Consider the following 25,464-nt stretch of genomic DNA (forward strand, 5'->3'; position numbering starts at 1 on the left):
GGGCAGGGCGCGCTCCGGGGGGCGGAGCGCCGTGGAGGGCCGGCCATGGGGATGTCGAGGGTCATGGCCGGCCCGCCGTCCTGCCCGGCGCGCCCGGGCCGGCCACCGTGGCGGCGAGGACCTGTCTGGCGGCGCAACCTGTCATTCTGCTGACAGGTTTTTCAGATTTTTCTCTGCCTTCCTTCCCGGGCCATGCTGGGCTAGGCATTGAAAGAGATGCGGATTTTGCTGACCGAGGATGATCCCCGCCTGGCCGGGCTGCTGGCCACCGGGCTGGCGCGTGCCGGATGGGCCGTCGACCATGTCGCCAGCGCGGCGGAGGCCGAGGCGGCGCTGGCCAGCATCGGCTACCAGGCGATGCTGCTCGACCTCGGCCTGCCCGACGGCGACGGCATCGACCTGCTGCGGTCGCTGCGCCGGCGCGACCCGCGGCTGCCGGTGCTGCTGCTGACCGCTCGCGCGCGCCTCACCGAGCGCGTCGCCGGGCTCAATGCCGGGGCCGACGACTATCTGATCAAGCCGGTCGCGCTGGAGGAGGTGGTGGCCCGCATCGCCGCGGCCTGCCGCCGCGCCGCGGTGCCGGCCTCCACGCTGCTGACGCTCGGGCGGCTGTGCCTGGAGCCGGCGACGCGGCGGCTGACCATCGACGGCGTCATCCAGCCGCTGCCCCGGCGCGAGATGATGGTCTTGGAGCTTCTGCTGCGGGCGCCAGAAAACTTTGTCGCCAAGCCGCGGCTGGAGACGGCGCTGAGCAATTTCGACCGCGCCGTCGGGCCGAATGCGGTGGAGGTCTATGTCTCGCGGCTGCGGCGCCGGCTGGCGGCGCTGGATTGCGGGCTGGCGATCCACACCGAGCGCGGCGCCGGCTACCGGATCGAGGCGGCATGAGCCGGCGCGCCGCCCCCGCCTCGCTGACCGGCGGCGCCGCCATCGCGCTGCTGGCCAGCCTGGCCACGGCCGCGGTGATGCTGATCGTGCTGCTGGCCGGCCGCAATGCCGAGGCGCTGCGCCAGCTGGAGGAGCGCGCCCTGACCGGCCGCGCCGAGGTGATCATCCGCCACCTGGACCACGCCCCCGAGGGCTGGCGGCTGGAGCTGCCGCCCGATGTCGCCGCCGCCTTCTCCCCCGCCTATGGCCGCGCCGCCTTCGCCGTGGTCGATGCCGATGGCCGCTTCCTGCTCGGCGCCAACACCGCCGCCCCCCTGAAGCTGCCCGGCCCCGGCGAGGAGGCCCGCGCCTTCACCCTGGAGCGGGTCGGGCGCGACTGGCGGGGGCTGGCCATCCCGGCGGTGATCGACGGCCAGGCGCTGTCGATCCAGGTGGCCGAGGACCTGCAGCACCCGGATGTGCTGCTGGACGACGCGGCGTCGGATTTCGTGCGCGACGTCGCCTGGCTGGTGCTGCCGGTCTTCCTGGTGCTGTGCCTGGCGATGCTGTGGCTGCTGCAGCGGCTGAAGCGGCCGCTGCGCGACCTGGCGGAGCAGGCCGAGGCGATCGCCGCCAGCGGCGCCGGCGGGCGGCTGCGCGAGGCCGGCGTGCCCAGCGAGCTGCTGCCGATGCTGCGCACCTTCAACGAGGCGCTGGCCCGGCTGGAGGCCGCCCAGGCCGAGCAGCGCGGCTTCATCGCCGATGCGGCGCATGAGCTGCGCACGCCGCTGGCCGTGCTGCAGGCGCAGCTGGACCTGGTGCAGGACCGCGCCGCCGCGGCGCCGCTGGAGCGCGACCTGGGCGTGCTGGAGCGGATGGTGGGCCAGCTGCTGACCATCGCCGCGCTGGACGACCGCGCGCTGCGGCCCGACCGCCGCCTCGACCTGCGGCTGCTGGCCGGGGACCTGGCCGACTACCTGACGCCGCTGGCCGAGGCGCGCGGCGTCACGCTGGACTGCGCGACGCCCGCCGTCCCGGTGATGATCCTGGCCGAGGAGGAGGCGCTGTCCCAGGCCGTGGTCAACCTGCTGGAGAATGCCATCGGCCATTCGCCGAAAGGCGGCACGGTGCGGCTGACTGTCACCGCCGATGGCCGGGTCGAGGTCGGCGACAGCGGCCCCGGCATCGCCGATTTCGAGCGCAAGCTGGTGTTCCGCCGCTTCTGGCGCTCGCGCCGGCAGGCGGCGCGGCGGCGTGGCGCCGGGCTGGGCCTCGCCATCGTGCAGCGCGCGGCGGAAATCCATGGCGGCACGGTGACGGTGGGCGATGCGCCCGGCGGCGGCGCGCTGTTCCGCCTGGCGTTGCCGCTGGCGGAGGAGCGCGGGATGGCTTGAGATGGCCTCATCGAAAAGCCTGAATCACGCGATCAACCATGCTCTGGCCGCGGCGGCGGGCCAGCAGCAGCAGGCCGAGCAGCGCCAGCACCGGCAGGGCGACGAGCCAGGCGCGGCCGTCCAGCGCGCCGGCGGCCCAGGCGGCGACCTGCCCCGGCAGCAGCACCACCGGCGCCCAGAGGATGGCGGAGGGGATGTTCGCGCTCTGGAAGCGCGCCATCGACATGCCCGACAGCCCGGCGATGACGGGCACGAAGGCCCGCATCGGCGCGAAGAAGCGGCTGAGGAAGACCGCCCACCAGCCCCAGCGGCGGAAGATCAGCACCGAGCGCGCCTGCAGCCGCCGCCCGCGCGCCGGCAGCCAGCGCAGGGTCGCGCCGCGCCCCAGCCAGCGGACGAGAAGAAAGCCGCTGCTGTCGCCGAGCGCGGCGCCCGCCATGGCCGCCAGCATGACCGGCAGCGCGGGCAGGGCGTCGAGCGCGATCAGCACGCCGACGCCGAGCAGGATCGCCGAGCCGGGCACGAAGAAGCCCAGCAGCGGCAGGGATTCGGCGAAGGCCAGGGCGAAGACCGCGGCCGGCGCCCAGGCGGCATGCGCCGCGACCCAGGCCAGCAGCGTCTCCGCCCCCGGCAGCATCAGCCCGCCGCCATGGCCAGCCGCGCCTTCCGCTGTGCCCGCATCGCGGCATAGAGCGACCAGGCCAGCAGCGCGAAGGTCACCGCCAGGAAGCTGGCGCTGATCGGCCGCGACAGGAAGACCATGGGGTCGCCGCGCGACAGCAGCATGGCGCGGCGCAGATGCTCCTCCATCAACGGGCCGAGGATGAAGCCGAGCACGAGCGGCGCCGGCTCGAAGCGCAGCAGCATCATGGCATAGCCGACCACGCCGAAGATCATGACGATCAGCACGTCGAAGGCGCTGTTGTTGACGCTGAAGACGCCGATGCAGATGAACAGCAGGATCGAGGGGTAGAGGATGCCATAGGGGATGCGCAGCATCCGCACCCAGAGCCCGATCATCGGGATGTTCAGGATGACCAGCAGGACATTGCCGATCCAGAAGCTGGCGACCAGGCCCCAGAACAGCTCCGGATGCTCGGCGACCAGGCGGGGGCCGGGCTGGATGCCCTGGATGATCATGGCGCCCAGCATCAGCGCCATCACCGCGTCGCCCGGGATGCCCAGCGTCAGCGTCGGGATGAAGGCGGTCTGGGCGGAGGCGTTGCTGGCGGCCTCGGGCGCGCTGATGCCCTCGATGGCGCCCTTGCCGAAGCGTTCCGGCTTGCGCGCCACGCGCTTCTCGATGGCATAGGCGATGAAGGCGGCGATGGTGGTGCCGGCGCCGGGCAGCGTGCCGAAGAAGGAGCCGACGCCGCTGCCGCGCAGCATCGCGCGCCAGGACTGGCGCACATCGTCGCGGGTCGGGATCATCGAGCGCAGGGTGATGCGCTCCTGCTTCTGCCGGGCGACGGCGCGCATGCGGTTGATCGAGCTGATCACCTCGGCGACGCCGAACAGGCCCATGGCCAGCGCCACCAGGTTGATGCCGTCGGACAGCTGCGGGATGCCGAAGGTGAAGCGCTGCGCGCCGGTCTGCACGTCGGTGCCGACCATGCCCAGCGCCAGGCCGAGCAGCACCATGGCGATGCCCTTGGCCGGCGAGCCCTGGGCCAGCGCTGCGGCGGCGATCAGCCCGAGCAGCATCATGGAGAAATAGTCGGCCGGGCCGAAGGCCAGCGCGACATCGGCCAGCGCCGGGGAGAAGGCGGTCAGGATGATGATGCCGATGGTGCTGCCGACGAAGGAGGCGATGGTGGTCATGAACAGCGCCACGCCGGCGCGGCCCTGCTTGGCCATCGGATAGCCGTCGAGGCAGACCACGGCCGCCGCCGGCGTGCCCGGCAGGTTCATCAGGATCGAGGCGGTGGAGCCGCCATATTGCGCGCCGTAATAGATGCCGGCCAGCATGACCAGCGCGGCCGTCGGCGGCACGTGGAAGGTCAGCGGCAGCAGCATCGAGATGGTGGCCAGCGGCCCGATCCCCGGCAGCACGCCGATGAAGGTGCCGAGGAAGACGCCAGCGAAGCAGTAGAGCAGGTTCTGCAGCGCGAAGGCTTCGTTGAAGCCGAGCGCCAGGTTGCCGAGCATTTCCATCAGACGGGCCACCGGAAGGCGGCGACGGGAATCCCCAGGCCCTTGACGAAGACGCCGACGCCGATCGCCGAGAGCGCCGCGCAGAGCAGCAGCAATTGCAGCGGCCTCAGCCGCGGCTCGGCGAAGGCGGCGACCACGGTCAGCACCACGGTCGCCGGCACCAGGCCGAATTTCTCGACGACCAGGGCGAAGGCCAGCACCGAGAGGCAGATGGTGACGAAGGGCCGCCATTCCGGCACCGGCAGGGCGCCGCCGCGGAACAGCGCCGGCACCGCGACCAGCAGGCCGAACAGCACCACCAGCACGCCGATGGCCATGGGCATGTAGCCCGGGCCCATGCGGCGCAGCGTGCCCATCGACTGGCCGGCGGCCATGCTCATGAACCAGATGCCGCCCACAAGCAGCAGCAGGCCGCCGATGATGTCGGCCCAGTCTTTGGTTGCTTTCAACAGACGTCCTCCAGGGGGTAGGGCGCGGCTCAGCTTTTCAGGCCGAGCCGCTTCATCCGCTCCCACAGCGTGGTGCGCGATATGGCGAGCAGCTGCGCCGCGTCGCCCAGGCGATTGCCGCTGCGGGCCAAAGCCCTGCGGATATGCGCACGCTCGGCCGCATCGCGGGCGGCGGCGAGCGACAGCGGCGCCTCGGGCATGGCGCGGCGTTCGGGGAACAGGTCGGCCGGCTCCAGCCGCGGGCCCTCGGCGAGCACCATGGCGCGCTCGATGCGGTTGCGCAGCTCGCGGACATTGCCCGGCCAGGGGTGGGTCAGCAGCGCATCGAAGCCCTCCGCGCTGAGCTGCGGCTCGGACCGGTCGAAGCTGCGGGCGAAATGCGTCAGGAAATGCGCGGCGAGCTCGCCCAGGTCTTCCGGCCTTTCGCGCAGCGGCGGCACGGTGAGCTCGACGACGGCCAGCCGGAAGAAAAGATCCTCGCGGAAGCGGCCATCCTCGACGCGGGCGCGCAGATCCGCATTGCTGGCGGCGACCAGCCGCGCGCCCAGCGGCAGCGTTTCCCGCCCGCCCAATCGGGTGAAGCAGCGCTCCTGCAGCAGCCGCAGCAGCTTGGCCTGGGGGGCAGCGCCGAGCTCGGCGACCTCGTCGAGGAACAGCGTGCCCTGGCCGGCCTGCTCGGCCAGCCCGACCTGCCGGGTCAGCGCGCCGGTGAAGGCGCCGCGCTCATGGCCGAAGACCTGGCTTTCCAGCAGGTCCTCGGGGATCGCCGCGCAGTTCACCGCGACGAAGGGCTTGTCGGCGCGGCGGCTGGCCTCGTGCAGGTGGCGGGCGGCGACCTCCTTGCCGGCGCCGCTCTCGCCGGCCAGCAGCAGGGTGCTGTCGACCTGTCCGAGCTTCAGCAGATGCCGCCGCAGCCGCTGCATCGCCGGCGACCGCCATCCGGCCTCGCCCGTGGGGGGCGGCGCCGGCGGCGCCCAGTCGGAGAGAGCGGCAAGCTTGTCGAGCAGCAGCTGCGCGGAGAAGGGTTTCTCGACGTAGTCGTCGGCCCCGGCGCGCAGCAGGCGCACCGCCTGGGCCACGTCGCCATGCGCGGTGATGACGATGATCGGCGTGCCGCCGAGCTCCGGCATCAGCCGCATCAGCAGCGCCTCGCCGCTGCCATCGGGCAGGCGGATGTCGCTGACGATCAGGTTGGGGCGGTGCCGGCGCAGCAGCGCCTCGCCCTCGCGCAGGCTGCGCGCCCAATGCGTGGCGACACCTTCCAGCGTCAGCCGCTGCACCAGGGCATCGCCCAGCACCTCGTCATCCTCGATCAGGACGACGGACCGCGACGGGGCGCTCATGCCACGGCCTCCGTTCGGGGCGGGACCGTCACGGTGATGCAGCTGCCCCCCGGGCGCGGCGCCGTCGCGATCCGGGCGCCGAGCGCCACGGCGAGCTTGCCGGCGATCTCCAGCCCCAGCCCGCCTTCGGCATCGGGCTCGCCGGACAGGCGACGGTCGGCATCGGGCGGCAGGCCGCCGGCCTCGTCCTCGACCCGGGCCTCCAGCGCGCCGTCCTGCATGCGCACCGCCAGCGACACGGTATTCCCGGCGGGCGTGGCGGCGACCGCGTTCAGCAGGAAGTTGAGAAGAAGCTGGCGCAGGCGCAGCGCGTCGGTGGCAAAGGGCACCGGCAGCTCGATGCGCCAGCCCAGCCGCACGCCGCCGCGCTGCGCCTCGGGCCAGACCAGCAGCTTCAGGTCTTCCAGGTCCTCGGCCATCAGCGGGCGGCGCTCGTCATCCTGGCGGTGGCTGGCCAGCGTCGCGCGCACCACGGCCTCGATCTGGCGCAGGCCCCGCTCCACCAGGTCCAGCGCCCTTCCGCGCGGCTCCGGCGCGTCGCCGAAGCGGCGGATGGTGTCGAGCGCGGTCAGCATCCCCGCCAGCGGGTTGCGCACCTCATGCGCCAGGCTGGCCGCCAGGCGCCCGAGCACGGCGGCGCGTTCCCGCTCGGCCAGGCTTGCCGCCAGCACCTCGCGCTCCTGCAGGCGGGCGGCCATGGTGTTGAAGCTCTCCGCCAGGCCGGCGGCCTCGGCATCGCGCCAGTCGGCGGGAAGCGGGGAGAAACCGCCCTGGCCGGCGCGCTGCAGCGCCTGGGTCACCGCCAGGATCGGCCGCATCATCCGCCGCGCGAACAGCATCGACAGCCCCGCCGCCGCCGCCGCCAGCGCCGCATCCAACAGGGTCAGCCGCCAGATCAGCCGGCGGTGCCGCGCCGCCTGCTCGGGGAAGGCCAGTTGCGCCGCGATCAGCGCCTCGACCTTGCCGTCCTCGCCGAGCTCCAGCTGCAGCCAGGCGGTGTCGGCCTCCGGATTGGGCGACCAATGGGCGCGGGTCAGGCCGAAGGCCATCGGCGGCGCCTCGGTCGGCTGGCCGACCCGGGCCAGGGGCTTGCCCTCGGGGTCGGCGACGACGATGGCCAGGTCGCTGACGCCGCGCTGGAAGCCCATGCCGCGTTCCAGCGTGGCGACCAGCCCGGCCAGGTCGCCGCTGCGGATCAGCGGCAGGGTCAGCCCGGCCAGGCTGTCGACATAGACCCCGGCCAGGCGCTGCGCCTCGCGGTCGCGTTCCCGCTCGGTGATGCGCAGCGCCAGGTGGGTGGTGCCGATGGCGGAGAGGAAGACCGCCAGCCCGACCAGCAGGGGCAGGCGGACGGCGATGGTGGTGGGCTTTCTGAACATCGGCCTCATGCGGCGGTGCCTGCGCTCCCTGGCGGGGCGCGCCTCGGGGTGGGCGCGCTTCCTGCCCGAGATGGTGGCGACCACCCGCGCGCGTCCACCCGTCGCCGGGCGGCGAAGGCGGGGAGCCAGGCAGGGCAGGGGGACGGCGCCGGTCATGCGCTGTCTTCAGCAAGCGCCCTGCCAGTCTTCCTTCGGTTTATAAGGCGCTGTTCCGGATGGATTTCCCTGACGCAGGCGCGGCGGCGACGTTCGCGACGGCGGACCCCGGCGGCGGCCGATGTCCGGCTTTCCGAACATCGCGCGAGCGCGCAGGATGGCGGCAGAAGGGGAGGAGCCTGGCCGGATGACCGCCATCGCCGCCGCGCCGCTGCTGGCGTTCGCCACCGAAAGCTACCGCCGCGCCGGGCTGGACGAGGCCGCGGCCACGCTCTGCGCCGACACGCTGGTGCAGGCCGATCTCTGGGGCCACCAGTCGCATGGGGTGATGCGGCTGCCCTGGTATGTCGCGCGGCTGCAGAGCGGCGCCTGCAAGGCCGGGGCGGCGCCGCGGCTGGTGGTGGATGCCGGTGCCATCGCCGTGGTCGATGGCGGCGACGGCATGGGCCAGGTGATGGCCGGCTTCGCCGTGGCGGAGGCGGTGCGGCGGGCCCGGGCGCATGGCGTCGGCGTGGTGGCGCTGCGGCATTCCGGCCATTTCGGCACGGCGATGTATTTCACCCGCCAGGTCGCGGCGGCGGGCTGCATCGGCTTCCTGACCACCACGGCCAGCCCGTCGATGGCCCCCTGGGGCGGGCGTGAGAAGAAGGTCGGCAACAACCCCTGGTCCTGGGCGGCGCCGGTGGGCGAGGGGCGGCCGCCGATGGTGCTGGACATCGCCAATAGCGGGGTGGCGCGCGGCAAGGTCTATCTGGCGCAGAAGCGCGGCGAGGCCATTCCGCCCGGCTGGGCGCTGGACGCCGGGGGCCGCCCCACCACCGACCCTGCCGCCGCCATCGAGGGCATCATCCTGCCGATGGCCGCGCATAAGGGATCGGGCATCGCGGTGATGATGGATGTGCTGGCGGGCGTGCTGCCGGGCGGCGTCTTCGGCGCGGGGGTCGTCGGTCCCTATCGCGCCGAAGGGCGCAGCGGGGCGGGGCAGCTGATGATCGCCCTCGACATTTCCCGGTTTCTGCCGCTGGACGACTTTCATGCCCGCATGCAGGCCCTGGTCGCCGGGCTGAAAGCCGTGCCCCGCGCCGAGGGCGTCGAAGAGATCTTCCATCCCGGCGAGATCGAGGCCCGTTCGGAAGAACGGCAGCGGCGCGAGGGGATCTTGCTGCCGGATGACACCCGCGCCGCGCTCAGGGTCCTGGCCGGGGCGCTCGGCCAGGACGGCGATCCATTCGCCTGACGCGGCGAGGGAAGCGACGGCGGAAGCGCAGCCGCTGCTGCGCCCGACCGGCTGCCACGGAGCCTGGCGATCGCAGCATGGGATTCCGCCGCGTCCCGCTGCCTTGCAGGCTCGGTGGAAATGCAGCAGGCTGGAAACGACAAGAACGCAAGGAGCACGAAGATGCCCTTCAATTACGCCTTCATCCGCACGACTGACAACGTCATGCAGGACACCGTCGGCAACACCATCGATGCGGCCTTCGACCTGACCGGCCTGCGTCTGGTGCGCCAACCCGCCGGCATCTACCCCGCCTATACGATCGCGGCCGCCAATGCCGGCGGCGACGTGGACGTGTTCCGCATCGCGGCCTTGGAGGAAGGGCAGGATTACGTCTTCCGCCTCATATCCCATGACCCGCCGGGCGGGCTTTCGGGGCAACCCGACCTGTGGCCCGGGCTGAGCTTCAGCTTGGGCTATGCGCTGGGCGGTGACTTCGTCAGTGTCGCGGAGGGCGCGCCGGATGACAGGGGGCTGTCGCTGTCTTTCAGCCTGCCCGCCGGGGAAGATACGGGCGCGCAGACCTATTTCCTGGAGATCCGCTACGATCCGCTGGCCGGGCGGCCCGCCGAGGCGGTCGAGTATCTCCTGACGGCGGATGATACCTTCGCCAATCTCCCCTATGCCAGCAGCAGCCTGTTCCTCAGGGTGATCGGCACGGCCGCGGATGAGAGCTTCGTCATCACGCATGGGCCGGAGCGCATCGAGGCAGGCGACGGGCTGGACGAGGTCATCTTCGACAGCACCCTGGCCAATTGGGCGCCGAGCCGGATTTCCACGCGCCACGTCATCGCCGATGACCGCCTGGGCGCGCCGTATTCCACCGACGAGATGCGGGCGCACCACCTCTACGACGTGGAGCGTCTGGTCTTCACCGATGGCACCATCGACCTGACCCGGACAGGCGATGTCCTGGTCGATGACGTGCGCTACTGGCGCTACTATACCGATGTCTGGAATGCCGGGCTCGATCCGGCCGAGCATTACGATGCATCGGGATGGCGGGAGGGGCGGAACCCCAACGCCTATTTCGACACCAACGCCTATCTGGCCGCCAACCGGGACGTGGCTGCCGCCGGCGTGAACCCGCTCGAGCATTATCAGCAGCATGGCCGGGGGGAGGGCCGTGACCCGGGCATCGGCTTCGATGCGCAATTCTATCTCGCCCGCAATCCGGATGTCGCCGCTGCCGGCCTCGATCCGCTGAGCCACTACCTGGCGAATGGCATCGAGGAGCGGCGGCCTGTCGCCCGCGCCGCGGGGCCGGTCATCGAGGATGGCTTCGACGCGCAATTCTATCTGATGAGCAACCCGGATGTGGCGGCCTCGGGGGTCGATGCCCGGTCCCACTACCTGGAGACCGGCTGGCGGGAAGGCCGGGATCCGAACGCCTATTTCGACGTCGACCAATACCTTTCCCTCTATCCGGACGTCCAGGCGGCAGGGGTTGAGCCGCTGGCGCATTACAATGCGAACTGGCCGACGCGGAACCTCGATCCCTCGGGCTATTTCGACACGGGATGGTACCTGACCTTGAACACGGATGTCCGCGAGGCGGGCATCAATCCGCTGCAGCACTTCCTGCAGTTCGGCCTGAACGAAGGCCGCTATCTCGAGGTCTTCGGCACCGATCCTTTCTATTCTTCCTGATAGGAGCGAGGTCGTCTGCCGCCCCGCGCCTGCGGGCGGCAGCCGTAGGCCGGTATCGCGTCAGAGCGCGACGTCGCGATTGACGTCCTTGTACAGCAGGTAGGCGGCGTCATCCGGCCCGGTCGGGTAGAATTGCTGCGGGCAATAGGCGCCCATCCAGATGAAGTCGTCCTGCCAGATCTCGTGCCAGTCGGTGCCGAGCAGATACAGGCCCTGGCCCTGCAGCATGTACAGGCCGTGCTCCATGATATGGGTCTCGACGGCGGGGAAGAAGGTGCCGGGGCCGAACCACATCAGGTTCATCTCGAAGTCGAAGGCCAGGTCGCCGAAGGGCAGCAGGTGCTGGAAGCCGCGGCCCTCGAGCCCGGTGTGGTTGGTGCGCGGCACGTCGCGGGCATGCGACAGGATCGGCCCCGGCGGCGGCAGGTCGATCGCCTCGTAGCGCTTGCGCAGGCCCAGCACGCGGGCCTGGCCAGCGCCCGCGTTGCGGATGGTCAGCGGCACGCCCGGCGGCGCGTAGAGAAAGCCCCCGGCATCGACGGTCTTCGTCCCGAGGTCGCCCACGCCGAGCGTCACCTCGCCCGACAGGACGTAGTAGAAGTGCTGGATACCGGCTTCGGTGACCGGAAAAAGACTGCCGCCGCCGGGCTCGATCTCGAGGACGAACTGCGCGAAGCGGGCGCCCAGCACCGGGGCGGCCAGGAAGCGCGCGGCGGTCTTCTCGTAATTCGGCAGGCGGCTTTTCAGCACGCCCTCGGGCGGCAGGAAGGCGTAGTTCGGGCGCACCACGCCGCGGTTCAGCCCGATGGCGCCCGGCAGCAGCCGGCCGGGGGGAAGCTTCAGGGCATGCGGCTGCATCGGGTCTCTCCATCCAGGTGCGGCCGGCATGGAAGCATGGCGCGGGCCAGCGCGACAGCCACCCCGCGCCATGAAAATCAGGCCTCGTCCTCGACGCTGTTGGACAGGATGCCGATGCCTTCGATCTCGATCTCCACCGTGTCGCCGGGCTGCATGAAGACCGGAGGCTGGCGCGGATAGCCGACGCCGCTCGGCGTGCCGGTCGCGATGACGTCGCCGGGCTCCAGCGTCATCACCTCGGTCAGGATTGCCAGGATGCGCGGCACCGAAAAGATCATGTCGGCGGTGTTGCTGTCCTGCAGGGTGCGGCCGTTGATGCGGCTGCTGATGCGCAGCGCGTTCGGCCCCTGCGGCAGCTCGTCGGGCGTCACGATCTCCGGCCCCAGCCCGCCCGTGCGGTCGAAGTTCTTGCCCATGCTCCATTGCGTCGACTTGCGCTGGAAGTCGCGCAGCGAACCCTCGTTCATGCAGGTGTAGCCCGCGACATGCGCCAGCGCGTTCGCTTCCGTCAGGTGGCGCGCGCGGCGGCCGATGACGATGGCCAGCTCCGCCTCATAGTCGAACTTGTGGCTGGCCCTGGGCCGCAGCAGCGCGCTGCCATGCGCCGCCAGCGAGCTCGGCCCGCGCAGGAAGACCGCCGGATAGTCGGGGATCGGGTTGTTCCCCTCCCTGGCATGCTCGACATAGTTCAGGCCGATGCAGATGATCTTGCCCGGCCGCGGCACCGCGGGCAGGCGGGCGATGCCGGCCAGCGGCCGCTTCGGCGCGGCCTCCAGCTTCGCGGCGAGCGCCGGCGCGCCCTCCGGCAGGTTCAGCGCCGCCAGCGCGGCATTGGGCTCGGCCGGCAGGCCCGGCACCAGATCGGCCAGCGCGACGAGCTCGTCGCCGACCCGGGCGCCCCACTGGGCACGCCCCTCCTGCTCGAAAGCGATCAACCGCATCCGACGTTCCTCCTTGTTCCCTGGGACGTATTCTTGCCGGAACGAGGCCCGGGTCAATGCGCCGCGGGCGGCGATGCGACGACAGGCAACGACCCCCCTCGGAGGGCCGCCCGCAGAACGGGCTGGAGTTGCACCCGGCTGAGGGCACAAGCTCCGCGACAGGGTGGGGTCCGCAGCGGGCGCCGCCACAGCCCATGGGTCCGAACCGGCCCTCCATCAGGGAAACGACCATGAAACGCCGCCATCTGCTGCCGCTTCTCGCCGCCCCCGCCCTGATCACCCGCGCCCGCGCGCAGGGCGCCAGCCAGGGCCGCCCGATCACCCTGATCGTGCCCTATTCCGCCGGCGGCGGCACCGACATCGTGGCGCGCGAGCTGGCGCCGATCCTGATGGAGCAGCTCGGCCAGAACGTCGTCGTCGAGAATCGCGGCGGCGCGGCGGGCCATGTCGGCGCCACCTCCGTCGCCCGCGCCCGGCCGGACGGCACCACGCTGCTTTTCGCCGTCTCGACCAATATCGTGGTCAACCCGCATTTGCAGCGCAACGACCGGATCAACCTGTCCACCGTGCTGTCGCCGGTCACCAAGGCCAGCTCCTACCAATACGTGCTGGTGATCGACCCGAAGCTGCCGGTCACCAGCCTGGCGGCGCTGATCGCGGCGGGGAAGCAGCCGAAGGCCGAGTTCAGCTTCTCCTCCGGCGGGGTGGGGTCGAACAACCACCTGGCCGGCATCCTCTTCGCCGAGGCGGCCGGGCTGCAGATGGAGCACATCTCCTATCGCGGCACGGCGCCGGCGCTGCAGGACGTGGTGACCGGGCGGGTGACGATGAACTTCTCCTCGCCGCCGCCCGCCGTGCCGCTGGCGCGGGAGGGGCGGCTGCGGGCGCTGGCGGTGACCGGCAACCACCGCCTGCCCTCGCTGCCCGAGGTGCCGACCCTGTCGGAAGCCGGGCTGCCCGGCATCGTCATCCTGGGCTGGCACGGCATCTTCGCGCCCGCCGGCACGCCGGAGGCCGAGATGAGCCGGCTGGAGGCGGCCGCCAACAAGGCGATCCGCGACCCGCGCTTCGCCCGCAGCCTGGAGCGCGACGGGCTGGAGGTGGCGGCCGAGCAGCCGCGCGCCGATTTCGCCCGGGCGATCCGCGAGGAGTATGACTTCTGGGGCGCCAAGGTGCGCGAGCTCGACCTCAAGGCGGAATAGCCGACCGGACCGGGCCCTGCCGCCTGCGGGGCCCGGCCCGCCAGGCCTTCAGCTGGCCAGGCCCAGCTGCTGCAATGTCTCGCCCACGCGCTGCGCCTCCTCGGCCAGGAAGGCCGTGAAATCGGCGCGGGCGAGGTAGATCGGCAGCCAGCCGCGCTTCTCCGCCTCGCCTTTCCATTCCGGGCTGTCGACCATGGCCTTCACCAGGCTTTCCAGCCTGGCCGCCTCGTCCTCGCTGATGCGCGGCGGCGCGAAGACGGCGCGCCAGTTGTAGAGCACCGCATCGACGCCGCCTTCGCGCAGCGTCGGCACCTCGACGCCGGCCAGGCGGTCGTCGCTCGAAAGCCCCAGCGCCCGCATGCGCCCGGTCTCGACATGCGGCTGGAACTCGCTCCAGTTGCTGATGCCCGCCCTGACCTGGTTGCCGACGATCGCGGTGACCGCCGGGCCGCCGCCGCTGAAGGCGACATAGCTGATGGCGCCGGCCGGGATGCCCAGCCTCGCCGCCATCATCGCCAGCAGGATGTGGTCGCTGCCGCCGGCCGACCCGCCGGCGACGGCCATCGCCTTCGGCTCGGCGCGGAAGGCGGCGACGAAGTCCTGCAGGCTGCGGATCGGGCTTTCCTGCGGCACGACCAGCACATGCGTCTCGCCCAGCAGGCGGGCGATCGGCGTGGTCTGCGCCAGCGACACCGGCGACTTGTTGACGATGACCGCGCTGAGCTGCGTCAGGCCGCTGACCATCAGCGTGTCGGCGCGGCCGCGCATCTGGCCGACGAAGCGCGGCAGCGCCACCGCCCCCCCGGCGCCGGGGACATTCTCCACCTGGACATTGCCCGCCATCTGGGTCTGCCGCAGCACGCGCTCCATCAGCCGGGCGGTGCCGTCCCAGCCGCCGCCAGGCGCTGCCGGGACGAACAGGCGGAGCGTGTCGAAGCGGGGCTGCGCGGCGGCCGGGGCGGCGGCTGCGGCGGCGCGCGCCAGCTGCAGCGCCGGCATGGCCAGCAGGGCCGTCCGGAGCAGGTCGCGGCGATGGGGCATGGGCGTCTCCTCCAGCCCGGGTCTGCGCCCGGATATGTCTTATATCGACATAGGAGACCGATTCGCGCCGGATGGGAAGCGCCATCGACAGCCGGCCGCGGCCCGCGGCCCTGTCCGGAACGGTGGCCGGCGAAGGCCTGCCGTCAGCCTTCCGGCCCGGGCCGGAAGCGGGCGTCGCGCAGCAGCCTGGCCTTGGACTGGCGGCCGGCATCCAGGTGCCGCACCATCAGCGTGGCCGCGCCGTCCCTGTCGCCCTGCTCGATGCGGTCCAGGATGGCCAGGTGCTCGGTGGATTGCTGGACCAGCCGGTCCCGGTCGGCGGCGATGACATAGCCGACCAGGCGGCGCAGCCGCGTCACCCGCAGCGCCGCATCGGCGAAGAAGCGGTTGTTGGAGGCCTGCATCAGCGCCAGGTGGAAGCCGGAATGGGCCTCGAAGACCTGGCGGGCGGTCATGCTTTCGGCGCCGCCCCCGGCCAGGGCCGCCTGTTCCCGCCGCAGCCGCTCCGCCACGCTGCGCGGCAGGTCGAAGCCCGGATCGAGCAGGGCGGCCGGCTCGAGGGCGCGGCGGAAGCGATAGGCTTCCTCCTGGCCCTCGGGGCTGTCGATCAGCGCCAGGAAGCGCCAGCTGCCGGCCGGCGCCTTTTCCGCCCAGCCTTCGGCCAGCACCTGCTGCATCACCCGGCTGACCAGGATGCGCCCCGCCTCGTAGCGCCGCATCAGCTCGGCCGAGCCGATGGTCTCCGGCAGCGCCCGCCGCAGCCGGTCGCGGACCAGGGCGGCATAGAGGGCCTCGGCCTCCTGTCCCCCTGCCTCCAACGGCACCGCCTGGTTGATGTCGTCCGGCAGGCGGCGGAGCTCGAGCCGCCGCCCGGCCCGCAGCACCACCCCGGCCTCGGCCAGGATGGCCAAAGCGCCGCGCACAGGGGCGCGGGAGGTGCCGATCGCCGCGGCCAGGCTTTCCTCGGTCAGCCGCGCCCCGGGCTCGGCGCCCAGCGCGCGCAGATGCTCCAGCAGCAGCCGTGCCGTGGTGCGATGGACGATGGCGGAAGGCGTTCTGGGCATCGCCCCTTATCGCGGCAGGACCCGCCGGTCGGAAGGGGGAAGGCGGCGCCGCCCCCCATCGCATCGGGGCTTTCGTTTTATATCGCCATATGAGACTTAAGCCCTGGCAAGACGCCGCAGGATGGTGGGGAGACAGCCGCATGCAGGACCAGCAGGGGACCGCCTTCTCGACCATCGAGGGCGCCTTCGGCCGCTGCCGCATCGTCGACCTGCAGGCCGCGGCCGGGCCCGCGCTGGCGCGGATGCCCTGGGTGCACCGCGTGCTGCTGGAGAACCTGCTGCGCCAGCCGGAGCCGGAGGTGCGCGCCGCAGGGCTGCGCGCCCTGCTGGACTGGCTGCCGACCGGCCGTTCCGAGGCGGAGATCCCCTTCGCCCCGGGCCGCATCCTGATGCACGACACCACCTGCGGCCCGGCCCTGACCGATATCGCCGCGCTGCGCGACGCCCTGGCCGAGGCGGGCGGCGATCCGGCGCGGCTGAACCCCTCGGTGCCGGTCGCCACCTCGACCGACCATTCGCTGGCGGTGGATGTCTCGGCCGTGCACGGCGCGCTGGAGATCAACATGGCGCGCGAGATGGCGCGCAACGCCGAGCGCTACCGCTTCATGAAATGGGCGGCCAACACGGTGCGCGGCTTCCGCGTCTTCCCGCCCGGCACCGGCATCATGCACACCATCAACCTGGAGCGGCTGGCGACGGTGGTCGCCACCGAGCGCCGCGACGGCGCGCTCTGGGCGGTGCCCGACACGCTGGTCGGCACCGACAGCCACACGCCGATGATCAACGGCATCGGCGTGCTGGGCTGGGGCGTCGGCGGCATCGAGGCGGAGGGCGTCATGTTCGGCGTGCCCGTCTCGCTGCGGGTGCCGGAGGTGATCGGCGTCCGGCTGGACGGCGCCCTGCCGGAGGGCAGCTTCGCCACCGACCTGGCGCTGGCGGTGACGCAGCTGCTGCGCCAGGCGGGCATCGCCGGGGAATTCGTCGAGTTCTTCGGCCCCGGGGTGGGGACATTGACCGCCGGGCAGCGCGCCGTGGTCGCCAACATGGCGCCGGAATACGGCGCCACCACCGGCATGTTCCCGATCGACGGGCAGACGCTGGCCTACCTCCGCGCCACCGGCCGGGCGCCGGCGCAGGTCGCGCTGGTCGAGGCCTATGCCCGTGCCCAGGGGCTGTGGCACGACCCGGCGGCGACGCCGCGCTACACCACGGTGCTGGCGCTCGACCTGGCGGGGCTGCGCCCCTCGGTCGCCGGGCCGCGCCGCCCGCAGGACCGGCTGGCCCCGGCCGAGGTCGCCGCCGCCCTGGCCGCCGTGGGCACGCTGGCCGGGGCGGAGCCGGTCGGCGGCATCCCCGCGGATGCGGTGGCCATCGCCGCCATCACCTCCTGCACCAACACCTCGGACTTCTCCCTGCTGGTCGCCGCCGGGCTGGTGGCGCGCAAGGCGCGGGCGCTGGGCCTCGCGGTGCCGGGCTGGGTGAAGACCTCGCTGACCCCGGGCTCGCCCTCGGCCGAGCGGCGGCTGCGCCGCGCCGGGCTGCTGGACGACCTCGAGGCCCTGGGCTTCGGCGTCGCCGGCTATGGCTGCGCCACCTGCATCGGCAATTCCGGCCCGCTGCTGCCCGCGGTCGCGGCGGCGGTGGAGCAGGGCGGGCTGAAGCCGGTCGCGGTGCTGTCGGGCAACCGCAACTTCCCCGGCCGGGTGCATGCCCAGGTGGATTCCGCCTTCCTCGCCTCGCCGCCGCTGGTGGTCGCCTATGCCCTGGCCGGCCGCGCCGGGCTCGACGTCACCCGCGACGTCCTGGCCCGCACGGCCGACGGGCAGCCCGTGCACCTGGCGCAGCTCTGGCCCGGCAGCGCCGAGATCGAGGCGGCGGCGCAGGCCGGGCTGGACCCCGCCGATATCGCCGCGGCCGGGCAGGAGGCCGATGCCTCGCCCGGCTGGGCCGCGCTGGCGGCGCCGGCCACGCCGCGCTTCCCCTGGGACCCGGCCTCGACCTATCTGCGGCGCCCGCCCTTCGTGAAGCCCGGACCGCCGCCCGCCGCCGCCGCGGTGCTGCGCGCGCATCCGCTGCTGGTGCTGGGCGACGACATCACCACCGACCACATCTCCCCGGCCGGCGCCATCCCCGCCGCCAGCGACGCGGCAGCCTGGCTGGTCGAGCGCGGCGAGGACCCGCGCGACCTGAATGTCTATGCCGCGCGCCGGGGCAATTGGGAGGTCATGCTGCGCGGCCTGTTCACCAACCGCACGGTGGTCAATTTCCTGGGCGAGGGCCAGAAGGCCGGGCGCACCGTCTTCGCCCCGACCGGCGCGGTGCTGCCCGTCTGGCAGGCTGCCGCCCGCTATGCCGCGGCCGCGCTGCCGGTGGTGATCCTGGCGGGCGAGCGCTACGGCACCGGCTCCTCCCGCGACTGGGCGGCGAAGGGGGCGCATCTGCTCGGCGCCCGCGCGGTGTTGGCGCGCAGCTTCGAGCGGATCCACCGCTCCAACCTGGTCGGCATGGGGGTGCTGCCGCTGCGGCTGCCGGCGGCCTGGAAGCCGGAGGCGATGGGCCTGCGGCCCGGCGACACCCTCGAGATCGGCTGGGACCTGGCGGGCCTGGCGCCGCGGGCCGCCGTGCCGGTGACGCTGCGCCGGGCCAGCGGCGGGGTGCTGCAGGCCACCGCCATCGCCCTGCTGGAGACGGCGCGCGAGGTCCGGCTGGTGCAGGCCGGCGGCATGATCCCGCTGATCCTGCGCCAGGCCCTGGATCGCAGCCGGGAGGCGCGGTCCGGCACCGCGTGACGCCGCTCCCTGCCGCGGCCGTCGCCGGGAATGGGCGACATTCGCCATGGGCGGCCGAGACGCCTATCAATCCTGGTCAGCTGACCAGGAGCAAGACCCATGAAGGCCATCGGCTACCAGGCGCCCGGCGCCATCGACCGCGACGACGCGCTGGTCGATATCGAGCTGCCCCGCCCCGAGCCGCGCGGGCGTGACCTGCTGGTGCAGGTGCAGGCGGTCTCGGTGAACCCGGTCGACACCAAGATCCGCCGCAATGTCGCGCCCGAGGCCGGGCCGTGGAAGCTGCTGGGCTGGGACGCCGTCGGCACCGTGGTCGCGACCGGCGCCGAGGCCTCGCTGTTCAAGCCCGGCGACGCGGTGGCCTATGCCGGCTCGCTGATCCGCCCGGGCACCAATGCCGAGTTCCACCTGGTCGATGAGCGCATCGTCGGCCGCGCGCCGAAGAACCTGTCGATCGCCGAGGCGGCCGCCCTGCCGCTGACCGCCATCACCGCCTGGGAGGCGCTGTTCCACCGGCTGGAGGTCGCGCGCCCTGTGCCCGGCGCGGCGCGCGCCATCCTGATCATCGGCGGCGCCGGCGGCGTCGGCTCGATCGCGGTGCAGCTGGCGCGGCAATTGACCGACCTGACCGTCATCGCGACCGCGTCACGCCCGGAGACGCAGGACTGGGTGCGGCAGATGGGCGCGCATCATGTGGTCGACCATCGCCGGCCGCTGGCCGCGCAGGTGGCGGCGCTGGGCCTCGGCGCGCCCGCCTTCGTCTTCTCCACCACCGAGACCGGCCAGCACCTGGCCGAGATCGCCGAGCTGATCGCGCCGCAGGGCCGTTTCGCGCTGATCGACGATCCGGAGACGCTCGACGTCAACCGCTTCAAGCGGAAGTCGGTCTCGATCCATTGGGAGCTGATGTTCACCCGCCCGATCTATGAGACCGCCGACATGGACGAGCAGGGCAAGCTGCTGAACGAGGTGGCGCGGCTGGTCGAGGCCGGCACGCTGCGCACCACGCTGGCGGAGAATTTCGGCACGATCAACGCGGCCAACCTGAAGCGCGCCCATGCGCTGATCGAAAGCGGCAAGGCGCGCGGCAAGATCGTGCTCGAAGGTTTTTGACGTGTCTCCCGCGCGGTGGTGACCCCACCGCTCGGGGGGTGTCGGATTACTCCGCGGCGACCTTCGTCGCGGCACGGTCGGCCAGCCTGCGGTGGAATTCCGGGATCAGCTCGCGGCCATACTGGATCGCATCGACCAGCGGGTCGAAGCCGCGGATCAGGAAGGTCGAGATGCCGAGGTCGTGGTAGTCGAGCAGCGACTCCGCCACCTGGTCCGGCGTGCCGACCAGCGCGGTGGAATTGCCCGAGGCGCCGGTCAGCGCGGCGATCTCGGTCCACAGCCGCTTGTCCAGGCGCTTGCCCTGGGCCGCGGCCTCCAGCAGCCGGCGCGAGCCTTCGTTCGGCGGCAGCGGCGCCGAGCCGCTGCCGTCATATTGCCGCGCATTGTGCGGCGAGCGGCCATTGCCGCCGGTCTCGCGCAGGCTGCGGGCGCGGGCCAGGATGGCATCGGCCTTGGCCCAGGCCAGCTCCTCGGTCTCGGCCAGGATCGGCCGCAGCGACAGGCTGAAGCGCGGCGAGCGGCCATGCGGCGCGGCGGCGCCGCGGATGCGGCCGAGCAGGTCGGCGGTCTGCTGCAGCGTCTCGCCCCACAGCGCATAGACATCGGCATGCTTGCCGGCGACCGGGATGGCGGCCTCCGAGGCGCCGCCGAAGAACACCGGGATGCCCTCGGCGCGATAGGGCTTCACGTCGCCGAAGCCGCCCTTCACCTGGTAGAACTTGCCGTCGTAGTCGAACGGCTTGGCCGAGGTCCATTCCTGGCGCAGCACGTCGAGATATTCGCTGGCGCGCGCGTAGCGTTCGTCCTTGGACAGCGAATCGCCATCCTGCGCCAGCTCGCGATCATTGCCGCCGGTGATGATGTGCACCGCGGCGCGGCCACGGGAGAACTGGTCGAGCGTGGCGAGCTGCCGCGCGGCCAGCGTCGGCGCGGTGAAGCCCGGGCGATGCGCGATCATCAGCCCGAGACGGTCGGTCACATGCGCGATGTGCTGGCCGATCAGGATGCTCTCGGCCGAATTCGAATGGAAGGCGACGAGCACGCGGTCGAAGCCGACATGCTCATGCGCCTTGGCCACCGCCTCGATATAGGGGACGTCGATCGCCGGGCCGCTGCGGCGCCGCGTCTCCGACGAATCGAAATGGCCGACATAGCCGATGAACTCGACGCTCATGGGGTTACCTTTCGGGCGGGTCAGGGTTTGCTGGCGGCGAGGCGGGCCCGGCCGACGGCGATGCAGGCGCTGTCGGTCTGCGGCACATGCACCAGGCCGCATTGCACGTCGCGCCAATGCCGCTCCAGCGGGTTGTGGCGGCTGAAGCCGTGGTTGCCGGCGAGCGTCGTGGCGATGCGCACGGCCTCGACGGCGGCGCGGGTCAGCGTGACCTTCAGCGCGCCGCTCTCGATCGAGGAAGGCGGCGTGCCGGCATCGGTGTCGCGGGCGATGGAGGCGATCAGCCGCGCATTGGCGATCAGCAGCGCCTCGATCTCGCCCAGCGCTTCCTGCGCCCGCGGCAGCGTCGCCAGCGAGGCGCCGAGCGAGGCCGGCACCCGCTCATGCAGGAACAGCGCGATCCAGTCGCGCGCCGCCCGCGCCACGCCGGAATACAGCGCGCCGAGCAGCGCGGCGTTCCAGGCGGCGGGGGTGTCCTCGCGCGGCGGCGGGCCCTTGCCGGGCACGGCCAGGATGCCGGCATGGTCGTCGGAGACAGCGACGTCGTCGAAGATCACGTCATGGCTGCCCGAGGCGCGCAGGCCGAGCTGGTCCCAGCTTTCCTCGATGCGGATGCCCGGGCTCTTCGCCGGCACCAGGAAGGTGCCGATGCGCGGCGTCGCCTCGTCGGTGGCGCAGAGCACCTCGAACCAGGCGAGGCCGGGCCCGCCGGTCGAATAGATCTTGCGGCCGCTGATGCGCCAGCCGCCCGGCACGCGGCGCGCGACGGTGGCCGGCAGCCCGCCCCGCGTCGGCGAGCCGAGCTCCTTCTCGACGCGCAGCGCGTTGAGCAGCCCGCCCTGCTGCACCGCCTCGCGGCCGACGCGGTCGCGCAGCGCCGGCGTGTAGGCGGAGGAGCGCGCCAGCGCCGCCTGCTTGCCCAGCTGCATCGCCAGCACCAGGGCCGTGGAAGCGCAGGCCTCGCCAACCTTGCCGACGACATCAGCCGATTCAACCAGGCCCGCGCCCTGGCCGCCCAGCGCCACCGGCACCGTCAGGCCGAGCACCCCGGCTTCCTGCAGCAGCAAAAAATTGTCGAAGGGGAAGCTGCCGTCGCGGTCATGCCGCGCGCCGGCCTCGCGCAGCTTCGGGACAAGAACATCCCAGTCGGGGCCTGGGGGCGTTTCCAGCGGCAGGCTGGCAAGGGCGAGGGCGGTCATCGCGTCGGGCATTCCTCAGGCGATGCGCAGGCGGCGCAGCGTGGCGCCGCTTTCGGCGTGGTCGGCGGCGACACGGCGCGCCAGCTCCCGCGGCGTCGCGGCGATGGGGCGCAGGCCGAAGCGGCGCAGCGCGGCATCCACCGCCGCATCGGCCAGGCTGTCGTTGTAATGGCGGTTGAGCTCGGCGATCGCGTCCTCTGACGTGCCGCGCGGCGCGAAGAGGCCGAACCAGCCGCCATTCGGCCAGGATTCGCCGAAGTTTTGCTCGGTGAGCGTCGGCACCTCGGGGAACAGGTCCCAGCGATCCGGGCCCAGCGTCGCGATGCCGCGCAGCCGGCCGGCGCGCACATGCGGCGCCGCGATCGGATCGATGATCAGGTGGCAATCGCCGGCGACGACGCTGTGCGCCGCGTGCGCGCTGCCGGGGAAGGGGGCGTGCACGGCGTCGAAGCGGCCTTCCTCGGCCAGCAGCGCGCCGCGCAGATGCCCGGCCGAGCCGATGCCGGCCGAGGCGTAGTTCAGCAGCCCCGGATTCTGCTGCGCATAGGCCACCAACTCGGCGATGCTGTTGACCGGCAGCGAGGGATGCACGGCGACGATGCTATAGGCCTCGCCGGTCAGCGCCACGGGCGCCAGGTCGCGCAGCGGGTCGTAGCCGACGGCGCCGAGATGCGGCGCGATCACCAGGTTGCCGGCGGAGGCGTTCAGCAGCGTGTGCGCGTCGGGCCTGGCCTCGGCCACCAGCCGGGCGCCGACGGCGCCGCCGGCCCCGGCACGGTTCTCGACGACGACGGAAATGCCCAGCCGCTCGCCCAGCGCGCGCGACATGACGCGGGCGATGTTGTCGTTGGTCGCCCCCGGCGGGAAGGGGCAGATATAGCGCAGCGGCCGGTCGGAGAAGGCCGAGGCCGGCTGGGCCAGGGCGGCCCGGTTGCGCAGCAGCAGCGGCGCGGCCAGGCCAGCGCCCAGCAGATGGCGGCGAAGGAGCATGGGTCGGTCCTGCGAGCGTCGGTCCGGTGACCTAAGACCCCAGGCGGTGCGTGAGTCAATAGTTCAACACATTATCTTGGTGGTTAATTGACAAATTCCCGACTCGCTTGCGCGATTTAGGGCCATCCGGCCCTGGCGAGACCTTCGCCGCACCGCGCGCCGTATTGACGGGTGCAGCCGCTTCGCTTTCATGCGACGGTCAGGCGTGAATATCGGATGGGTGGCAGGGTATTATACGAATGACCGACGGGCGGATGCGGCTGGGGCTGTTCCTGCAGGGGGCGGGACATCACGTGGCCGGCTGGCGCCACCCTGAAGCCCAATCCGGCGGCGAAAATCTTTCTCTCATTCGCCGCATCGCCGAGACGGCCGAGGCCGGGAAATTCGACCTCGTCTTCCTGGCCGACGGGCTGACCACCGGGGCCGACGCGCATCCCTCCACCGTCGCGCGGCTGGAGCCGCTGGTGATGCTCTCGGCCCTGGCCATGGCGACGTCGCATATCGGCCTGGCGGCGACCGCCTCGACGACCTATGGCGAGCCCTTCCACGTGGCGCGGGTCTTCGCCTCGCTCGACCATGTCTCGGGCGGGCGCGCGGCCTGGAACGCGGTGACCACCTCCTATGCGCGCTCGGCGGCGAATTTCTCGCGCGGCGAGCACCCGGCGCATGACGAGCGCTACGCCATCGCCGAGGAATTTTTGTCGGTCGTGCGCGGGCTGTGGGACAGCTTCGACGACGGCGCCATCATCCAGGGCAAGGCCAGCGGCCATTACGTGAAGCCCGGCGCCCTCCACACGCTGGATCACGTGGGGAAGTACTTCTCGGTGAAGGGGCCGCTGAATGTCTCGCGGCCGCCGCAGGGGCATCCGGTGGTGATCCAGGCGGGATCCTCGGCGCCGGGGCAGCGGCTGGCGGCCCGCAGCGCCGATGTCGTCTTCACCGCGCAGCAGACGCTGGACGAAGGCCGCGCCTTCACCCAGGGGTTGAAGCGGCAGGTGCGGGAGGCCGGCCGCGATCCGGCGCATCTGCTGGTGATGCCCGGCATCTGCCCGGTGATCGGCGCCACCGAAGCCGAGGCGCGCGCCCTCTATGCCGAGCTGCAGGGCGGCATCGATCCGGCCGCGGCGATTCGCCTGCTGTCGGACCGGCTGGGGCATGACGTGTCGGGCTATGATCTGGACGGGCCTTTGCCCGAGCTGCCGGAATCCGACCAGCTGCAGAGCCGCGCCAAGCTGCTGACGGATCTGGCCCGCCAGCAGCAGCTGACACTGAGAGAACTCTACTACCTGGTCGCCGGGGCGCGCGGCCACCGCATCGTCTGGGGCACGCCGGAGCAGATCGCCGATGCGCTGGAAGAATGGTTCCGCGCCGGCGCCGCGGATGGCTTCAACATCATGCCGCCCTTCTTCCCGACGCAGTTCGAGCGCTTCGTCGAGGGCGTGCTGCCGATCCTGCGCGCGCGCGGGCTGTTCCGCGACGGTTACGAAGGCAGGACGCTGCGCGAGAATCTCGGCCTGCCGCGCCCGAAGGGGCGGCAGGCCGGATAATCAGCCGAGGCGATAAGGCGTCGCGTCGCGGTCGTAATCGGCATAGCCGAGGATGGCCGACAGCTCCGGCGGCGGCAGCGCCGCTTCCGAGGCCACGGCGCCGGCGGCGAGCGCGGCCAGCCCCGCCTTGATGCCGGCGGCGACCGGCGACAGCATGCCGGTCGGGAAGGTGCCGATCTTCAGCCCGAGCTCGGCGGCGCGCTGCTGCCCCGGCGTCGCGCGTGGTGCGCCCGGCGACAGCACGGCGAAGGTCGGGCGGCCAGCCGCGGCCTCGACGAAGCCGCGGATCTCATCCTCGTCGGCGGGGGAATCGAGGAACAGGATATCGGCGCCTTCCTCGACGAAGGCCTCGATGCGGGCGCGCGCCTCGTCATAGCCCTGGGTCGGGCGGCAATCGGTGCGGGCCAGCACCAGGATGCCGGATTCCTTCGCCGCCTGCACGGCCGCGCGGATCTTCATCCGCGCCTCGTCGCGCGGCAGGCAGGGCTTGCCGGCGGCGGTCAGGGCGCGCGGGGTGATCTTGTCCTCGACCAGCACCGCGGCGGCGCCGGCGCGGCCATAGGCGCGCACCGTGCGCTGCACGTTCATCGCATTGCCATAGCCGTGGTCGGCATCGGCCAGGACCAGCAGCTCCGGCGCCGCGCCGCGCACCATGTTGAAGCTGTCGAACATCTCGCCGAAGGAGACGAGGTCCAGATCCGGCCCGCCGAGGCGCGAGGCCGCGACGCAGGAGCCGGAGAGGAAGACCGTGCGGAAGCCGGCAGCGGCGGTCATCTTGGCGCTCAGCCCGTCCCAGACGGCGGGCATGACGACAAGGCCGGGCTCGCCCAGCAGGGCGCGCATGCGTTCAGGTGCAGACATTTCTCTCAGTTCTCCTC

The 25,464-nt window shown here is 72.2% G+C and carries 21 protein-coding genes; 8 read left to right on the forward strand and 13 right to left on the reverse strand.

The window, feature by feature from the left end; all coding sequences use genetic code 11:
* Positions 1-216: 216 nt before the first annotated feature.
* Positions 217-888 carry a response regulator transcription factor gene (locus GVN67_RS14395; protein WP_159997103.1) on the forward strand — a complete coding sequence of 224 codons (672 nt, stop codon included), beginning with the start codon at positions 217-219 and terminating at the stop codon, positions 886-888.
* Entirely contained in the window at positions 885-2,261 is a 1,377-nt protein-coding gene (locus GVN67_RS14400) for an ATP-binding protein (protein WP_159997105.1), read from the forward strand. Before GVN67_RS14395 ends, GVN67_RS14400 begins: the two co-directional genes overlap by 4 nt.
* 7 nt (positions 2,262-2,268) lie before the next feature.
* Here GVN67_RS14400 and GVN67_RS14405 read toward each other — a convergent pair whose 3' ends face one another.
* From GVN67_RS14405 to GVN67_RS14425, 5 genes are read right to left on the reverse strand one after another with little or no spacing between them, the layout of a single operon-like run.
* Entirely contained in the window at positions 2,269-2,898 is a 630-nt protein-coding gene (locus GVN67_RS14405) for a DedA family protein (protein WP_159997107.1), read from the reverse strand.
* A complete protein-coding gene (locus GVN67_RS14410; RefSeq protein WP_159997109.1) occupies positions 2,898-4,415 on the reverse strand; it encodes a tripartite tricarboxylate transporter permease in 1,518 nt (505 codons plus the stop codon). Before GVN67_RS14410 ends, GVN67_RS14405 begins: the two co-directional genes overlap by 1 nt.
* Entirely contained in the window at positions 4,415-4,864 is a 450-nt protein-coding gene (locus GVN67_RS14415) for a tripartite tricarboxylate transporter TctB family protein (protein ID WP_159997111.1), read from the reverse strand. Before GVN67_RS14415 ends, GVN67_RS14410 begins: the two co-directional genes overlap by 1 nt.
* A gap of 29 nt (positions 4,865-4,893) precedes the next feature.
* A complete protein-coding gene (locus GVN67_RS14420) occupies positions 4,894-6,207 on the reverse strand; it encodes a sigma-54 dependent transcriptional regulator (protein ID WP_159997113.1) in 1,314 nt (437 codons plus the stop codon).
* Complete coding sequence (locus GVN67_RS14425) at positions 6,204-7,595, reverse strand: HAMP domain-containing sensor histidine kinase (protein WP_159997115.1); 1,392 nt, start codon at positions 7,593-7,595, stop codon at positions 6,204-6,206. The genes GVN67_RS14420 and GVN67_RS14425 overlap by 4 nt, the downstream gene beginning before the upstream one ends.
* Positions 7,596-7,929: 334 nt before the next feature.
* Here GVN67_RS14425 and GVN67_RS14430 point away from each other — a divergent pair, with 334 nt between their 5' ends.
* On the forward strand, positions 7,930-8,979 hold the full coding sequence (locus GVN67_RS14430; RefSeq protein WP_159997117.1) for an Ldh family oxidoreductase: 1,050 nt from the start codon (positions 7,930-7,932) through the stop codon (positions 8,977-8,979).
* A gap of 162 nt (positions 8,980-9,141) precedes the next feature.
* Positions 9,142-10,668, forward strand: a complete 1,527-nt coding sequence (locus GVN67_RS14435) for a hypothetical protein (protein ID WP_159997119.1) — start codon at positions 9,142-9,144, stop codon at positions 10,666-10,668.
* 60 nt (positions 10,669-10,728) lie between these two features.
* Here GVN67_RS14435 and allE read toward each other — a convergent pair whose 3' ends face one another.
* Positions 10,729-11,526, reverse strand: coding sequence for a (S)-ureidoglycine aminohydrolase (gene allE, locus GVN67_RS14440; RefSeq protein WP_159997121.1), 798 nt, complete (start codon positions 11,524-11,526; stop codon positions 10,729-10,731).
* A 77-nt stretch (positions 11,527-11,603) separates the two neighbouring features.
* Entirely contained in the window at positions 11,604-12,467 is an 864-nt protein-coding gene (locus GVN67_RS14445) for a fumarylacetoacetate hydrolase family protein (RefSeq protein ID WP_159997123.1), read from the reverse strand.
* Between the two features lie 230 nt (positions 12,468-12,697).
* Here GVN67_RS14445 and GVN67_RS14450 point away from each other — a divergent pair, with 230 nt between their 5' ends.
* Entirely contained in the window at positions 12,698-13,669 is a 972-nt protein-coding gene (locus GVN67_RS14450; RefSeq protein WP_159997125.1) for a tripartite tricarboxylate transporter substrate binding protein, read from the forward strand.
* Between the two features lie 48 nt (positions 13,670-13,717).
* On the opposite strand, the gene GVN67_RS14455 is transcribed toward GVN67_RS14450, so the two are convergent.
* Together GVN67_RS14455 and GVN67_RS14460 are read right to left on the reverse strand one after the other, a co-directional pair.
* On the reverse strand, positions 13,718-14,710 hold the full coding sequence (locus tag GVN67_RS14455; RefSeq protein WP_159997127.1) for a tripartite tricarboxylate transporter substrate binding protein: 993 nt from the start codon (positions 14,708-14,710) through the stop codon (positions 13,718-13,720).
* 143 nt (positions 14,711-14,853) lie between these two features.
* Positions 14,854-15,774: an FCD domain-containing protein gene (locus tag GVN67_RS14460; protein ID WP_159997129.1), complete on the reverse strand. Its 921-nt coding sequence runs from the start codon at positions 15,772-15,774 to the stop codon at positions 14,854-14,856.
* A 140-nt stretch (positions 15,775-15,914) separates the two neighbouring features.
* On the opposite strand from GVN67_RS14460, the gene acnA reads away from it, so the two are divergent.
* The gene (acnA, locus tag GVN67_RS14465) at positions 15,915-18,563 is read left to right on the forward strand and encodes an aconitate hydratase AcnA (protein ID WP_159997131.1); all 2,649 of its coding nucleotides are present in this window, start codon (positions 15,915-15,917) and stop codon (positions 18,561-18,563) included.
* 99 nt (positions 18,564-18,662) lie between these two features.
* Positions 18,663-19,676: a zinc-binding alcohol dehydrogenase family protein gene (locus GVN67_RS14470; RefSeq protein ID WP_159997134.1), complete on the forward strand. Its 1,014-nt coding sequence runs from the start codon at positions 18,663-18,665 to the stop codon at positions 19,674-19,676.
* A 46-nt stretch (positions 19,677-19,722) separates the two neighbouring features.
* On the opposite strand, the gene GVN67_RS14475 is transcribed toward GVN67_RS14470, so the two are convergent.
* Genes GVN67_RS14475 through GVN67_RS14485 form a run of 3 tightly spaced genes read right to left on the reverse strand, consistent with a single transcriptional unit; the run spans position 19,723 to position 23,039 of the window.
* On the reverse strand, positions 19,723-20,850 hold the full coding sequence (locus tag GVN67_RS14475) for an LLM class flavin-dependent oxidoreductase (protein WP_159997136.1): 1,128 nt from the start codon (positions 20,848-20,850) through the stop codon (positions 19,723-19,725).
* 20 nt (positions 20,851-20,870) lie between these two features.
* Complete coding sequence (locus tag GVN67_RS14480) at positions 20,871-22,049, reverse strand: acyl-CoA dehydrogenase family protein (protein ID WP_159997138.1); 1,179 nt, start codon at positions 22,047-22,049, stop codon at positions 20,871-20,873.
* Positions 22,050-22,064: 15 nt separating this feature from the next.
* A complete protein-coding gene (locus GVN67_RS14485) occupies positions 22,065-23,039 on the reverse strand; it encodes a tripartite tricarboxylate transporter substrate binding protein (RefSeq protein WP_159997140.1) in 975 nt (324 codons plus the stop codon).
* Between the two features lie 239 nt (positions 23,040-23,278).
* Here GVN67_RS14485 and GVN67_RS14490 point away from each other — a divergent pair, with 239 nt between their 5' ends.
* The gene (locus GVN67_RS14490; protein ID WP_159997142.1) at positions 23,279-24,586 is read left to right on the forward strand and encodes an LLM class flavin-dependent oxidoreductase; all 1,308 of its coding nucleotides are present in this window, start codon (positions 23,279-23,281) and stop codon (positions 24,584-24,586) included.
* On the opposite strand, the gene GVN67_RS14495 is transcribed toward GVN67_RS14490, so the two are convergent.
* On the reverse strand, positions 24,587-25,447 hold the full coding sequence (locus GVN67_RS14495; protein ID WP_159997144.1) for an oxaloacetate decarboxylase: 861 nt from the start codon (positions 25,445-25,447) through the stop codon (positions 24,587-24,589).
* Positions 25,448-25,464 lie beyond the last annotated feature (17 nt).

This window comes from Roseomonas sp. 18066, from assembly GCF_902706185.1.
Classification (GTDB): domain Bacteria; phylum Pseudomonadota; class Alphaproteobacteria; order Acetobacterales; family Acetobacteraceae; genus Pseudoroseomonas.